4 protein-coding genes are annotated in these 15,922 nt (G+C 65.1%); 1 reads left to right on the top strand and 3 read right to left on the bottom strand.

Annotation, left to right across the window (positions count from 1 at the left end; all coding sequences use genetic code 11):
- Positions 1–138: 138 nt before the first annotated feature.
- The 3 genes from CK228_RS09715 to CK228_RS09705 form a co-directional block, all read right to left on the bottom strand.
- Positions 139–1,791: an ABC transporter substrate-binding protein gene (locus tag CK228_RS09715; protein ID WP_095787691.1), complete on the bottom strand. Its 1,653-nt coding sequence runs from the start codon at positions 1,789–1,791 to the stop codon at positions 139–141.
- 253 nt (positions 1,792–2,044) lie between these two features.
- Positions 2,045–8,098, bottom strand: a complete 6,054-nt coding sequence (locus CK228_RS09710) for a translocation/assembly module TamB domain-containing protein (RefSeq protein WP_095787690.1) — start codon at positions 8,096–8,098, stop codon at positions 2,045–2,047.
- Position 8,099: 1 nt separating this feature from the next.
- Positions 8,100–10,028 (bottom strand): autotransporter assembly complex family protein, encoded by a 1,929-nt coding sequence (locus CK228_RS09705; RefSeq protein WP_095787689.1) that lies wholly within the window; start codon positions 10,026–10,028, stop codon positions 8,100–8,102.
- 271 nt (positions 10,029–10,299) lie between these two features.
- Here CK228_RS09705 and CK228_RS09700 point away from each other — a divergent pair, with 271 nt between their 5' ends.
- Positions 10,300–15,798, top strand: coding sequence for an alpha-2-macroglobulin family protein (locus CK228_RS09700; protein ID WP_095787688.1), 5,499 nt, complete (start codon positions 10,300–10,302; stop codon positions 15,796–15,798).
- Positions 15,799–15,922 lie beyond the last annotated feature (124 nt).

Below are 15,922 nucleotides of genomic sequence, written 5' to 3'. Positions count from 1 at the left end.
ACAGGCCCTCGAATGCGATCAACCCTGTTTTTATCGCATGGCCTTTGCGGGTGAGTCCGTATTTTTTACGGACGAACCTGCAATGGCGACGCAGAGAGGGAGGGAAAGGGGCATTGCCCCTTCCCCCGGCCCGATCGATCAGGCCTGATCGAGCCAGACCTTGCCGTAGTCGCGCTCGAAGGTCGGATGCATCTTGTAGTTTTGCACCGCCTTGACCGAGTGGCTGTAGAGCTTGCGCCAGTAGGGCTGGATGATGATGCCGGAAGCCTGCAGGATCTGCTCGATGTCCTTCATCATCTCCTTGCGCTTGGCAGCGTCGGCAACGGCGAGTGCAGCGTTGAGCTTGGCGTCCCAATCCGGATTCGACCACGCTGCCTCGTTCCAGGCCTCGCCGGTGCGATAGGCGATGGCCAGGACCTGCACGCCGAGTGGGCGCATATTCCAGTTGGTCATGGACAGCGGATACTTCGTCCAGTCGTTCCAGAACGTCGAACCCGGCAGCACGGTGCGCTTGACCTTGATACCGGCGTCGCGCAGCTGGGCGGCGATCGCGTCGCCGGTGTTCTTGTGCCAGTCCTCGTCAACGGTGATCAGCTCGTGTTCGAAGTCGGCCTGGCCGGCCTCCGCCATCAGCGCCTTCGCCTTGGCCGGATCACGGGCAACCTTGGGCAGCTCGTAATATTCCGGATGGATCGAGCAGACATGGTGGTTTTCGGCGACCGAGCCGGCATTGCCGTAGCCGAGCTGGAGGACGACATTGTTGTCGACCGCCAGTTGCAGGGCGTTACGCACCTTCTGGTCGCCATAGGGCTTGTTGTTGACGTTGGTGCGGCAGACGATGGTCGAAGCCGTGACAACCTCCGACTTGACCAGGTCCATCTTGTCGAGGATCGAGACATAGTCGGCCGACGTTTCGAAGTTGGTGTGCACTTCGCCAGCCTCGAATGCGCTGACCATGGCCGCCGGATCGGTGCCGTAGTCGATGAATTCGATGCCGTCGAGAAACACTTCGCCGTCCCACCACTTGTTGTCTTCGCGGCGCTTGTAGACGACTTTCTGGCCGACGTCGTAAGAGACGAGCTCGAACGGACCGGTGCCGATCGGGCAGGCCTTGAAGTCGCCGCCCTTCTCGTCGAAAGTCTTGTGCACGATCAGGCCGGGATAGTCGCACATGTTGGGAATGAGCGCGATGTCAGGCTTGGCGAGCTTGAGTACGACCGTGTGGTCGTCCGGCATGCTCACGGCGCTTTCGTCGAGCTTGTCATCCTTGACCAGCGAGCCGAGACGGCCGGGCATCGAATTGCCTTCGGCCTTCTTGTCGGCCCAGCGCTTCAGGTTGAAGACGACGTCAGAGGCTGTGAAGGGGTCGCCGTTCGACCAGGTCACGCCCTTGCGCACATGCAGCGTGTACTGGGTGGCGTCGTCGTTCACGTCCCAGCTTTCCAGCAGATAAGGACGGAACGTATATTCGCTCGTGTACTTGACCAGTGGCTCGAGCGCCTGGCGCTCGGCATTGGCAATTTCCGACCAGTCGGCCTTGCGAGGATCCTTGGGATCCTTGATCCACTGCGCGACCTTCAGCGTGCCGCCTTTCTTGCCTTTTACCTCTTCTGCCCTTGCCGGCGTCGGATCGGCGAGACCAAGAAGACCATAGGCCATCGCCGTCGAGGCGCCGAAGACGCTTGCCATGGCCAGGAATTCGCGGCGATCAACCTTACCTGCCTTGGCTTCTTCGGCCATGGCCAGGATGTGATCCGGAACGCGATCGCCATTACTCTTGTAGATTGTCATGACTAACTCCCATTGTTGGCTTTCCGCCGATTAACATTCCGCATCCAGGCCCTGATGTCAAAGACGGCTTGGATTGGGAACATGTTGGCGAATGTGCAACTTTGAAAAGGGAGCGGTACGCGCGATAGCGACAGTCTTGACGCAAAATTGCTAGTGCGCCCAGATTTCGCCAAAATCCACTCAGGGCGATTAAACTGAGACATTGGCACGGGTTACGACAGCGCCAGTCCCGGCAATGGTGAGGGCCAGTCCCTCAATATTCCTTTTCGTAGAAGATTCCGCCCTTGGCCTCGCCGGCGTCCGTCGCCTCGCCACGCAACTTGACGCCACGCCCGACATTGAGGTCGATGGTCGCCTTGCCCGAGCCCGGCTTGTCGCCCTTCTGGATGGTCACATAGGTGCGGTCGTTGAGGTATTTGCCGGCCGAGACCGCCGTGCCGCCCTTGTCGTCGGTGGTGACGTCGAGATCGTCGACGCCGATGGCGCTGCGCAGGTTCTCCAGCAGCGACGTCGAGCCGCCGACGCCAGCCAGTTGGCCGGCCGCCTCGGCCAGCTGCGCGATCTGCAGCGGCGACAGGTTCGACATGGACCGGCCGAAGATCAATTGCGCCAGCACCTCGTCCTCGGGCAGCGCCGGCACCGAGGAGAAGGTGAATTTCGGATTGGTCGCCTCGCCCGACACCACGATGGTGACGGTGGCGCTGGCCGTCGTCGTGGTCGCCGTCAGGTTGAGATAGGGCACCAGCGAGCCTGAGAAACCGACCGTACCCTCGGTGAAGGTCAGCCGCTTGCCCAGGATCGACAGCCGGCCACGCTGCAAGGTGAAGGTGCCGACGGCCTGTGGCGACGAGGCCGGGCCGGTCAGCCTGAGCGAGCCGCCCAGTTCGGCATCGACGCCCCTGCCCTGGATGAAGATCTGGTTCGGCGCATTGACGGTGACGTCGAGCGCAAGCCCGCTGCCGCCGCTCTTGCCCGACGTCGTTGCCGGGCGCAGCGCCTTGTCCTGCGCGCTGACGGCGCCGGGCGCGTTCTTGTGCTTGACGTCGAGCGCCGAGAGCGAGCCCGGCAACTTATCCGGAACCGTGATGACGGTCTTGGCGAGATTGACGGCGCCGGCAATCGCCGGTGCCGATACCAGCGGCCCCTTGATCGTCAGGTCGCCGCCGAGATTGGCGGTCACCACGCGTCCGTCCGTATAGCGCCCGTCGGTGAGCTTGATCGACAGGTCGGCCGGAAAACCTTGCGCCGGGTTGATGCCGACCGTGCCGCTGGCCGACAGGCTGCCGCGCGTCGACAATGTTCCGGTCAGGCGGTTGATCCTGGCGACGCCGCCGCCGATCGAGACATCGGCCGCGAGATCGTTGACGGCAAGGCCCGAGCGGGCATCGACCAGCCGCGCGCCCGATGTGCTGACACTACCGCCGACGACAGGCGACGTCGCCGGGCCGCGCACCTGGACATTGACCGTGGCTGTTCCCGACAGCGACAAGCCCTGCGCGGCAAGCTTCTGGCTGAGCATGCCGAAGGGCACGGCACCATTGAAGTCGAGCACCAGCGCCGGCGTGCCCGCCGTCGTCACCGTGCCGCCGCCCTTGAGGCCAAGGCCGGCGCCATCGCTGACATTGGCGTTGAAGGTCAGCTTGTTGCCGGCAAAGGTACCGGAGGAGGCAACGCCGACCGCGCCGACGCCGGCGCCTCGGGTTTGCGACGTCTGCACGCCGGCCGCGTCTATATTGAAGGCTACGGAAGGGCTCGCCGGCGCGCCGGTCACCTTCACCGTGCCGGAAATCGAACCGGCGGCATCGAGACCCGGCGAGAAACCGTTGGCGAGCGACATCGGCACCTTCGCCAGCGCCGCATTGATGTCGAGCGCCTGCCCGACCTTGCCGGTCACCGTCGCCGTGCCGCCGCCAAGGTTGAGCACCAGCCGGTCCAGCGTCGTCGTGCCGTTGGCGATGCTGACCGTCGAAGCCTGGGCGATGGCCGCCTTGATGCCCTGGACGGTCGCCTGGCCGGAAGCGAGTTCGATGGTGGTCGTGCCATTGGCCACCTTGACGCGGCCGGCCGCCTTGGCCGGAATGCCCTTGACCGTGGCGCCACCGGAAAAGCCGGTCCAGTCGCCGTCGCGCTTCAGATCGACATCGATGCCGGTGATCACGGTGCCGCCCGATTTGACGGTGTCGGCGCGGATCTTGCCCGAGATCACCGGTGCGGCGAGATAATTGGCGATCAGCGCATCGATGGAAACCGCCTTCGCCTGGAGATCGCCACGCGTGATCGAGGCGGTGGCCGCCTTGATGGCGACCTGAGGTGCGGCACCGTTCTTCGTGAAGGCGATCGTGCCGCGCACGTCGCCCTCCGCCTTTTCCAGCGCCAGCGCGGCGAGCGGGCCGATATCGGGCAGGTCGAGCGAGATGGTGCCTTCGGGTACGAACTTGTCGTCCAGCGCCAGATCGCCGGAAATCCGGTTCTTGCCGAGCGACAGGAGCAGGCCGTTGATGGCGCTCTTGCCGTCCGCCGTCGCCAGCACCGCGCTGCCTTGCAAGGCTTGTCCCGCGACATTGCCGGTCAGTTGCACGTTCGCGGCCGGGTTGGCGGTATCCGCCTTGCCGGTAGCCGTGAGCTTCAGTCCGGTGATCTCGCGCTCCGCCACCAAAAGCCGATCGCTGTTGACCGTCAGCGACAGATCGGGGGCGATGGCCGGGCCCTGTGCGTTCAGCGCAAAGGCAATGGCGCCCTTGGCGTCCTTCGACAGCGGCGAGATGTCGGCAAGGGCGCCGGTGATGTCGGCGGCCAGCTTGTTGTCGGCAAGGCTCGCCCGCCCTTGTGCGGTCAGTCCGCCCGAGACCAGCTTCAACCCATCGAGATTGATGCTGCCGTTGGGATCGCGCTTCAGCGTGGCGCTGATCTGCGCGCGCTCGCCAAGCATGCCGCGCGCCGCCGCCGGCAAGGCCGATGACGGGGCATCCGCACTCAGCTTCAGGTCGATGGCGCCATCGCGCAACGACACCTGCCCGGCGACCTGGCTGTTCAGCGCATCGCTCTTGAGCGAGCCGCTGTCGATGGCGACGCCGTCCGACGTCAGCCGGGCGTTCAGGGCGGCCGTCACCTTGCCGGCGATCAGCGGTGCGATAACGGCATTGTCGAGACCGACCTTGTCCACCGACACCGTGCCTGAAACCGCTCCAGCACGGTTCTTGAGATCGAACGCATCCGAATGCAGTGCCAGGACGAGCCCGTCCACCTTCGCCGGGCTGGTGGTGACCGAAGGCAGGATCGCGGAGACGTCCAGGCGGGCTCGCGCGGTCTCGCCCGCTGCCTTGGCCGACAAGGACCGTATCTCGATCTTCACCGGGCTCGCGGCGCTTCCGACCGTCAGCGGCAGGCTCGGTCCCGACGATGTAAGGTCGAGGGCAAAATCGCTGGCGCCGTTCGGATTGATGGTGCCGGAGGCCTCGCCGGAAATCTTGTCGCCGGACAGCGTCGCATGGTCGAGGACGACGCCGCCGGCCAAGGTGTAGGTGCCGGCCGCGTCGACCGCAAGCGACCCGAGCCCGGCCTGGCGGGTCTGGCTGGTTTCGACGCCCGCAAGCTGTGCGTTGAACCGAACTTCGGGGGCAGCCGGCGTTCCGGTCACTTGCGCGGCGCCGCCGAGCATTCCGACCGCATCGAGCCCGGGGGCAAAATCATTGGCCATGGCCGCCGGCAGCGCGGAAAACTGTGCGGCGAGATCGAGCGTCTGGCCGGCGCTGCCCGACAGCGTCACCGAACCGCCGCCGACATCGAGCGCCAGCTTCTCGATGCTGGTGGTGCCGTTGGCGATGGTCAGGGTCGAGGGTTCAGCGATTGCCGCCTTGATGCCGCGAACCGTGGCTTCGCCCGAAGCAATCTCGACGCTGGTGGTACCCTCAGCGATCTTGACCCGGCCGGCGGCGGTCGCCGGAATGCCTGCTATGGTGGCGCCGCCGGTGAAATTGGTCCAGTCGCCGTCGCGCTTCAGATCGACGCCGATGCCGCTGATCTCGGTGGCGCCCGAGGTGACGCTGTCGGCCTTGATGGTGCCCGAGATCGCCGGCGCCTTGAGATAGTTGGCGATCAGCGCGTTGACGGCAATCGCCTTGGCCGTCACTTCGCCACGCGCGACAGACGTGCTTTTCGCATCGATGGTGACGGAGGGCGCGTCGCCGTCCTTGGCAAAGAGGATGGTGCCGTTGATGTCGCCGGTCACGGCCTGGCCGGCGAGTGCCGCCAGTTGGTCGATTGCCGGTGCGGCAAGCGTCAGCGTGCCGAGCGGCATGAACCTGTCATCGAGGACCAGGTCGCCGGAAACCTTGTTGTCGCCGAGCGAGACCAGGAAACCGTTGATCGAGCGCTTGCCCTCGCTGGTCACCAGCGCCGCCTTGATATCGAGCGGCTGGTCGTTGACCGATCCGGTCAGCGAAACATCGGCCGAGGGGCTCGCTATGTCCGCCTTGCCGCTTGCCGTCAGCTTGATCGCCTTCACCGTGCGGCCCGAGGCGGTCAGGCTGTCGCTGTTGGCGGAGACGGTGAAATCCGGGGCCGTCCTGGCGCCGCTTGCCGACAGCGCGAAATCCACACCGCCGGCAACCGGCACGCCGACCGTCGGCGACAACACCGACACGTCGCCCAGTTTGCCCTTGATGTCGGCCTGGATATCCGTGCCTTGCATGCTGGCGGTGCCGCTGGCGCTAAGCGATCCGGAGGTCAACGAGATCGAGTTGGCGGCAAAGGCTCCTTGTGGATCGCGCGTCGCGGCGGCCGAGAACTTCACCCGTGCGCCAAGCACCGAGGCGATCTGCGGCGGCAAGGCCGTCGCCACGGCGTCGGCGTTCATTTTGAGCCGCATCGACAGGTCGGCAAGCGCCACCGTCGCCGTCAGCGAGGCATTGAGCGCATCGGAGCGCAGCGTGCCCTGGTCGATGGCGATGGCGTCCTTGCTCAGCGATCCGGCGAGGTCGACATCGACCTTGCCGGTGATCAGCGGCGCCAGCGTCGCCACGTCGGTCTTCAGCCCGCCCGCCGCCAGCTTCACGGCGACCGGCCCAGCGCGGTTCTGAATGTCGAAGCCGTCGGAATGGATCTGTGCCGAAATATCGTAGAGCTGGGTACCGCCCGCCACCACCGAAGCCAGCGAGGCACCAATATCGATGATCGGCGCCTTGCCGTCGCCGAAGGCGCGGGCGGTGGCGTTCCTGATCGCGACAGTGATCGGTTGCGCCGCGCTTCCCACTACGATCTGCACCGGCGCGCTTTTGGCGGCGATTTCGACCGACAGATCGCTGGCGCCGGCGGGGTCGGCGATGCCGGTCGCTGTGCCATGGATGGCGTCGCTTTCGATGCTGGCCCGGTCGACACTGATGCCGCCGGCCGATGTCGCGGTGCCCGCGACATCGAAGCTGGTCTTGCCGGTAAACAGCGGCCTCAGATTTTCCGGCAGGAAGGGCGCGAACTCGCCGTCGCCCTTGGCCTCGACGTGGTTGCCCTTGTCGGTGAGTTGATGACGGCCCGTCAGCTGCGTGACGATCTTGCCGTCGACCATGAATGTGGCGATGCCATTCCAGTTGGCCAGTGGTCCGGTGCCCGAGACCGCTATGTCGACCGGCGGCGTATCGGGCAGCTTGAGCAGATTGGCGATGATGCCGCCGGCCGGCTCCGATGCCTTGAGGTCGAGGTCGAGCCTGTTGTCTGCCGGTGCAAAGTGGATCTTGGCGGCGACATTGCCTTGCTTGCCGTCATGGCGGGTGACGTTGAGCACCGTCTCGACCGCCAGCGGCGCCGCGTCAGCCTTGAGCATCCCCTTGGCGGCGAGTTCGGCGATGCCGCTGCCGGCCAGTTGCTGGCCAAGCACGATTTCCGGCAGGTCGATCTCTCGGATGTCGATGGAAACCGGCAGCGTCGCCGTGCCGCCCTGCGCCGGCGGCTGCGTGCCGGCCACCGGCAGGCGTGCCAGTTCGATGCGCCCGGCGGCTATGCGGCCGGCACTGAAGCTTTTCGACAGCAGCGCCAGTGGCGACCAGTCGACGGCGACCTTGCGCACCACCAGCCAGGCGCCCTGGCGGTCTTCCAGCACCACATGGTCGACGCTGAGCGCGCCCGACCAGATGCCGTCAATGCCGCTGACCGTGATCTTGCGGTCGTCGTTCGAAGCCAGCCGCGAAATGATGCCGGCGAGATTATCGCGTCCGCGCTCAGTCTTGGTCAGGACAACGAGCGCGCCGATCGCGCCCGCGATCACGATCAGCAGCGTGTAGAGGACAATGCGAAGGATGCGCCACACCGTCTTCATGTCAGAACGCCTGCCCGATGCCGGCATAGATGCCGAAATGCGGATCGCCGGGATCGCGGTTGAGCGGCACGGCCGCATCGATGCGCAGTGGCCCGAACGGCGTGACGTAACGCAGGCCGACACCGGCGCCGACCTTGACGTCGGAGAAGTTGGGAACCGACTTGGTCGACACCGTGCCGGCATCGACGAACGGCACGATACCGATCGTATCGGTGACGGCTATGCGCATTTCGACCGAGGTCTCGAAGAAGGACAGGCCGCCAATCGGCTGGCCGGTGAAGTCTTTCGGGCCTATGCCCTGATAGGCATAGCCGCGCACCGAACCGCCACCACCGGAGTAGAAGCGTCGGTCGGCCGGAACGTTCTGCAGCCCGGTGCCGACGATCGAGCCGACGGCGACGCGCTCGGCCAGCACGAATTTCGAGGCCGTGTCCAGCGACTGATAGGCCGATCCCTCGCCCTTCAGCTTGAGGAAGGCCGCACCGCTCAGAATGTCGTAGCTCGGCTCGGCATAGGCCAGCACCCGGAAGCCCCTGGTCGGGTTCAGCCTGCTATCCCTGTTGTCATAGACATATTGCAGGGGAACGCTGGCGATGAGGTAGGTGTGCTTGCCGAACGCATCCGTGATCCTGGAATAGTCGAGCGCCACTTCCGCCGAGACCGTCTGCTTCTTGTCGAGTTCATAGGACAGGCCGGTGCTGCCCTTGACCGAGAAATGGTCATACGCATCCGGATGCTCGAGCACGGTCTTGAAGCTGGCAAAGAACTTCGACGCCGGCCCGATCACGCCGGGTTTCTCGAACATGATGCCGGCATTGTAGTTCAGCTCGGACAGGTTGTTGCTGCCGATGCCGCTGATGGCGCCATCAATGCGCAGCTTTTCCGCGTGACCAAACAGGTTGCGGTGGCCCCAATAGCCTTCCAGGCCCAGCCCTTCCGTGTTCGAGAAGGTGCCGCCCAGGCCGAAATAGCGCGGCTTGCGCTCGCTGACCTGGACGTCGATCGGGATGTTGCCGTCGGCATCGAGCTTGTCGGCTTCCTTGAACGTCACGCTGTTGAAGACTTCCAGCGCCAGCAGCCTGTCGCGTGCGTCGCTGATCTCCTGCGGCGAATACTGCTTGCCGCGCTTCAAGCCCGTCATGTATTCGGTGAAATCGCGGTCGACTTTCTCCGTGCCCTCCACCGTGGTCGCGCCATATCCGGCGACCGGCCCGGCCGCGACCGTCAGCGTCACGTCGAGCGTCGAGGTGGCATGATCGGCGACGATCTGCCGGTCGGTCACCTTGGCCAGCGGCCGGCCCTGCTCCTTCAGCGTCCGCACGATCAGCGCCTCGGCCTTGAGCACCGCCCCCGATCCGGCGTCGCCGCCCGATATCAGACCGTAATCGGCGCTCATCAGCCCCGCCGCGTCGCCCTCCAGCCTGATGTCGCCGAGGGTGAATTTCGGGCCGGCGGCGATATTGATCGCCACCGGAATCGGCTGCGGACCCTTGAATTCGGCATCCGGCGGCAAGTCGTCGAGCGGTTTGCCGTCGATGGTGATGGTGACCACGCCTTCGTAGCGGGCATCGGCGTAAAGGGCGGCGACCAGTTGTTCCCTATCGCTGCGCGCCTTGGCCATCAGCCCGAGCGAACCGGAAACCGGCCGATCCTCATCGCCCTTCAGCGCCGACGCGTTTTCGAGCTTCTTGACCAGATCCTTGTCGGCATCGGGCGCGGTGATCGTCACGGCATAGCGCAGCGGATCGACGATATCGGCGTCCTCGTCGTTGGACGATCCCCACAGCTTGATGCCGAAAAGCTCGAAAGCGGCCGCAGACCTTGATTCGGCGGCCAGCGCGGTCGCGCACATCATGGCCAAGAGCAGGACGCGCGGAAGCACGCGCCCTGGCGCGGTCCCTCCTGACATCTGCTCTTCATGCGCCGGCATTAAGACAACCTAGGTTACAAAACTAAAATTGGAATGAAGTTCTGAAGCGCTCGTAAAGGGGCCACAATCCAATTGTCTGAAATAGGACGGGCTTGGAATTCACACCTTTTGCGTCGCCGCAAGAATGCGTGATCCCCTGTCCTATGGAGGTACTACCGGTCATCGGCCGGAAAGGAAACCGTTGGCAGGCGGAACCCTGCCGCGTCCTGAGTTGACAAGCTTGACTGGAGCTTGAACATGCCTGGACGTCTGCAATTGTCTGGAGGGTGTAATGGCAATGCGCGCGGCTCGTGGTCTGTCAATCCTGATCCTTCTCTTCTTCGCCTGGGCCAATGTCTTGGCCTGGAATGGTGTCGCGCAAGCGGCCGAGGCCCGGCGAATCGCAACGACGGACAATTCCGACTATTTCGGCTTTGATCTCAGATCCGATCAGAATGTCACCCTCGACCAGTGCAAGACGACATGCCTTGGCGATCCGGCCTGCCGTGCCTTCACCTACAACACCAAGGCCAAATGGTGCTTTCTCAAATCCGACTACAACCAGCTCAAGTCCTTCAATGGCGCGATCGCCGGCAAGGTCGTCAACATTGACGGCGATCCCGATATCGGCGCGCCGCCAGAACTGACCTTCTTCCCCAACTGGATGGCCGACCAGGCCCAGCAGTACCGCAACAGGCTGCTTGGCCCGGCCTTCGACAAGCCGACCGAAGGCATGGCCGCCCTGATCAACTCGGCCGAACAGGCCGTGCTGACCGGCAACCATCGCTCCGCCATGCAGAAATACGAGGCCGCGGTCTCGGTGATGCCCGACGATGGCCAGCTCTGGCTCAATCTGGCGCGTGAAACGCTGGCCGTGCAGCCCGCCACAAACACCTCCGAAGCGTCGACCTTGCCGATGAACGCCACTTCGGCCGCCTTCAACGCCTATAAGTTGTTACGCACCACCAAGACGCGCGCGGACGTGCTGGCGCTGCTTGGCGCCGGCCTCGACAAGCGTGATCTCTACCGCCCGGCGCTGCAGGCCTATGAGGCGAGCCTTGCGCTGGTTGCGTCGCCGGCCGTGCAGGCCGACTATGCCGATCTCAAGGCCCGCAAGGGTTTCCGTGTCGTCGACCACAGCGTCGATGCCGACACCAGCGCGCCCCGCATCTGCGCGCAATTCTCCGAGGAACTGGTCAAGACCGGCGTCGACTACGCGCAGTTCGTGACTGTCGACAACGCGCCGCCGAAGGGCGTCGAGGCCAAGGACAAGCAGATCTGCGTCGAAGGCCTCGAACACGGCCAGCATTATGACGTCACCTTCCGCGCCGGCCTGCCGGCGGCCATCGGCGAAGTGACCGCCGCTCCCGTGGTGCTGTCGATCTACGTGCAGGACCGCGCCCCGTCCGCCCGCTTCACCGGCGACAGCTTCGTGCTGCCGGCCGGCGCGCGCCGCGGCATTCCGGTCGTCACCGTCAACATGAACGCCGCCGAAATGAAGCTCTACCGCATCGGCGACCGCTCGCTGGCGCAGCTTCTGTCGGGCTACCAGTTCCTGCACCAGCTCGACGGCTATGACATTTCCAACATTTCCGAGCAGATGGGCGCGCCTGTCTGGCAGGGCAAGCTCGACATCGTCAACGACCTCAACAAGGAGGTCACCACCTCCTTCCCGGTCGACGAAGCGCTGCCGCAGCGCAAGCCCGGCGTCTATGTGCTGACCGCGCAGGCCGTCGACGGCAAGGGCGACGACTACAATTCCCTGGCCACGCAGTGGTTCGTCGTCTCCGACATCGGCCTGTCGACCTATACCGGCCAGGACGGGCTCAATGTCTTTGCCCGTTCGCTGGGCTCGGCCAAGCCGATAGCCGGCGCCGAATTGACGCTGGTTGCCCGCAACAACGAGATTCTCGGCACCGCAACATCGGATGCCGACGGCCACGCGGTCTTCAACCCCGGCCTGACGCGCGGCGACGGCGGCATGGTGCCGGCCGTGCTGATGGCCAAGCAGGGCGACAATGATTTCGTCTTCCTCGATATGTCCAAGGCCGGCTTCGACCTGTCGGACCGTGGCGTCACCGGGCGCGCGGCGCCCGGCGCGCTCGACGTCTATGCCTGGACCGAACGCGGCATCTACCGCGCCGGCGAGGATGTCCATGTCGCCGCCCTTGCCCGCGATGGCGCCGCCAAGGCGGTCGAGAACCTGCCGCTGACCTTCATCTTCTCGCGTCCAGACGGCGTCGAGGACCGCCGCATCGTCAGCGACGGCGCTTCGGCCGGCGGCCATGCCGTCGACCTGCCGCTCGAACCCAACGCCATGCGCGGCACCTGGTCGGTGTCGATCTACACCGATCCGAAGCAGTCGGCTGTCGCCAGCCAGATGTTCCTGGTCGAGGATTTCGTGCCGGATCGCATCGAATTCGACATGAAGGCCGACAAGCAGGAGATCGAGCGCGGCGAAACCGCCAACATCAACATTGACGGCCGCTTCCTCTATGGCGCGCCGGCGGCGGGCCTGGCGCTGGAAGGCGAGCTGACGCTGTCGACGGCGCGCGACTGGGACCGCTTCCCCAACTTCTCCTTCGGCCTCGCCGATGAGCAGTCGGCGGAGCCCACCGTCACGCCGCTGACCAACCTGCCGGTGGTCGGCGATGACGGCAAGGCGACCTTCCCTGTTACCGTCGATCAGTTGCCCTCGACCACCAAGCTGGTCAACGGCAAGGTGACGGTGCGCATGCGCGAAACCGGTGGCCGCGCCATCGAGCGCTCGCTCGACATCGGCATTCGCCCGCAAGGCCATATGATCGGCATCCGTCCGGACTTCGCCGACGAAGAAGTGCCGCAGGGCGGCACGGCCAAATTCAGTCTGATTGCGGTCGATCCGGCCGGCAAGCGCGAGGCGCTGAAAGGCGCGCAGTGGACGCTGGTCAAGGTCGAACGCAATTACCAGTGGTACCGCTCCAACAATTCGTGGAGCTACGAGCCGGTGACCTTCACCAAGTCGATCGCCAATGGCCAGATCGACCTCGGGGCCGATGGCGACGCCACCGTCTCCGTTCCCGTCGATTGGGGCCAGTACCGGCTCGAGGTCGAAACCTCCGATCCCGAGGGACCGGCCACCAGCTATGAGTTCGACGCCGGCTGGTATGTCGCCTCGACCACCACCGAAACGCCTGACGGCCTGGAGATCGCTCTCGACAAGGACAATTATGCCGCGGGCGAAGTGGCCAGGCTGAAGGTCTCGCCGCATTTTGCCGGCGAGCTTCTGATCAATATCGGTTCCGACAAGCTGTTGAAGACCATCACGGCCACCGTCCCGGCCGGCGGCAGCACCGTCGACATTCCGGTCGGTGACGATTGGGGCGCCGGCGCCTATGTCACGGCCACCCTGTTCCGGCCGGGCGACGCGCAGGAGACGCGCATGCCGGCCCGCGCCATCGGCGTGAAATGGCTGAAGGTCGATCCGGGCGCCAAGAAGCTCGCGGTCACGCTGACGCCGCCGGACAAGACGATGCCGCGCCAGCAGCTGTCGATCCCGGTTTCCGTAGCCGGCGTGCAGCCGGGCACCAACGCCTATGTCATGGTCGCCGCCGTCGATGTCGGCATCCTCAACCTGACCAACTACAAGGCGCCCGACCCAGAGAACTGGTTCTTCGGCCAGCGCATGCTGGGCATGGAGATCCGCGACATCTATGGCCGCCTGATCGACGGCTCGCTGGGCACCACCGGCAAGCTCAGGACCGGCGGCGACGGCGCCAACATGCAGGCGCAAGGTAGCCCGCCCACCGAAAAGCTGGTCGCCTTCTTCTCCGGCCCGGTCCAGCTCGACGCCGACGGCAAGGCACGGATCGACTTCGACATCCCGCAGTTCAACGGCACCGTGCGCGTCATGGCAGTCGCCTGGACCAAGGAAGCGGTCGGCCATGCCCAGTCGGATGTCATCGTGCGCGACCCGGTGGTCATCACCGCCGGCCTGCCGCGCTTCCTGGCCCCCGGCGACAATGCCGTGATGCGGCTTGACGTGGCCGACACCGACGGCCCGGCCGGCGACTATGCCTTCTCGATCGACACGACAGGCGACCTGTCGACGGGCGACAAGCCGCTGCCCCAGAAGCTGACGCTCGCCCAGGGCAAGCGCCAGACGCTGACCGTGCCGCTGATCGCCAAGACGCCGGGCAATGCCTCGCTCACCATCAAGCTGGCGCACGCCGACGGCACCAAGGTCGAGCAGACGCTCTACGTGCCGGTGCGCCCGGCGCAATTGCCGGTCACCACGCGCCTTGTGGTCGACCTCAAGGGCAATGGCGGCGCGCTGCGCGTCGACAAGGAACTGCTGGCGGCAAGCCTGCTTGATGGTGCTTCCGTCAGCGTCGGCGTTTCGCAGACGGCTGCCTTCGACGTGCCCTCGCTCCTGATGACGCTCGACCGCTACCCCTATGGTTGCGCCGAGCAGACCACTAGCCGCGCCATGCCGCTTCTCTATGTCAACGAGATGGCCTCGGGCGTCGGCATGGAAAGCGACCCCGACCTGCATGGCCGTATCCAGGACGCCATCTACAAGGTGCTGAGCTACCAGTCCTCGAGCGGCAGCTTCGGCCTGTGGGGCCCGGGCTCCGGCGATCTGTGGCTCGACGCCTATGTCAGCGAGTTCCTGACCAGGGCGCGCGAGCAGAAATACGATGTGCCGGCTCTGGCCATGAACCAGGCGCTGAGCAATCTGCAGAACTCGCTCGGCTACGACCAGAGCGTACAGGACCGCGGCAGCGAGATCGCCTACGCCCTCTACGTCCTGGCCCGCAACAAGAAGGCCTCGATCGGCGATCTGCGCTACTACGCCGACACCCAGCTCGAAGCCTTCTCGAGCCCGATGGCCGTTGCCCAGCTGGCGGCGAGCCTTGCGCTCTACGGCGACACCCAGCGCTCGGAGGCGACCTTCAAGACCGCGCTGCAGCTCGCCAAATCGAGCACCGACTACGACTGGTACCGCTCCGACTACGGTTCGGCGCTGCGTGACGGCGCGGCAATGCTGTCGCTGGCGGCGGAATCGAAGCCGGTTTCGTCGGTCGTGCCGGAGCTGATCAAGCTGGTGACCCGGCAACGCGCCGAAGTGCGCTGGACCAGCACCCAGGACGATTCCTGGATGCTGTTGGCGGCCCGCGCGCTGAAGGAGGGCAATGATTCGATCACGCTCTCCGTCAATGGCGCGCCGCATTCGGGTGGCTATTCCAACCAGGTCAACGGCTCCGAACTGGTCGAAAGCCCGCTCGAAATCGCCAACACCGGCAAGACCCCGCTGCAGGCCGTCGTCACCACCGTGGCGTCGCCGATCCAGCCACTGCCGGCCGGCGGTGACGGCTTCAGCATCAGCCGCACCTACTACAAGCTCGACGGCACCGAAGCCAATGTGACGGAGGCAACCCAGAACGAACGCTATGTCGTCGTGCTCAAGGTCACCGAGCAGAACAGCTGGCCGTCGCGCCTGCTGGTCACCGACCTGTTGCCGGCCGGCTTCGAGATAGACAATCCGGGCCTGGTCTCCAGCGCGCAGTTGACGAACTTCTCCTGGCTGGCGCAGACCGACGCGGCTCATCTCGAATTCCGCGACGACCGTTTCGTCGCGGCGTTCAACCCGGCCGACGGCGATCACGACCACAATCTGACGCTCGCCTATGTCGTGCGCGCGGTGACGCCGGGCACCTATGCCCATCCGGCGGCAACCGTGGAAGACATGTACCGGCCGCAATACTCGGCCCGCACCGCCACCGGCATGATGGAAATCAAGGCGCCGTAAGGTGCCTGTGGTGAACATGAACAGGACGATGGCGCTGCCCCTCATCCGCCTGCCAGCACCTTCTCCCCGTATAGAGACGGGGAGAAGGGGACTGCCGCAATCGTCAGCGCCGATTCTGCAACTT

The sequence above is a fragment of the Mesorhizobium sp. WSM4312 genome, from assembly GCF_002294875.1.
Taxonomy (GTDB): Bacteria; Pseudomonadota; Alphaproteobacteria; order Rhizobiales; family Rhizobiaceae; genus Mesorhizobium.
Note: the sequence above shows the minus strand (reverse complement) of the source record. Positions and strands in the feature narration are given on the sequence as shown.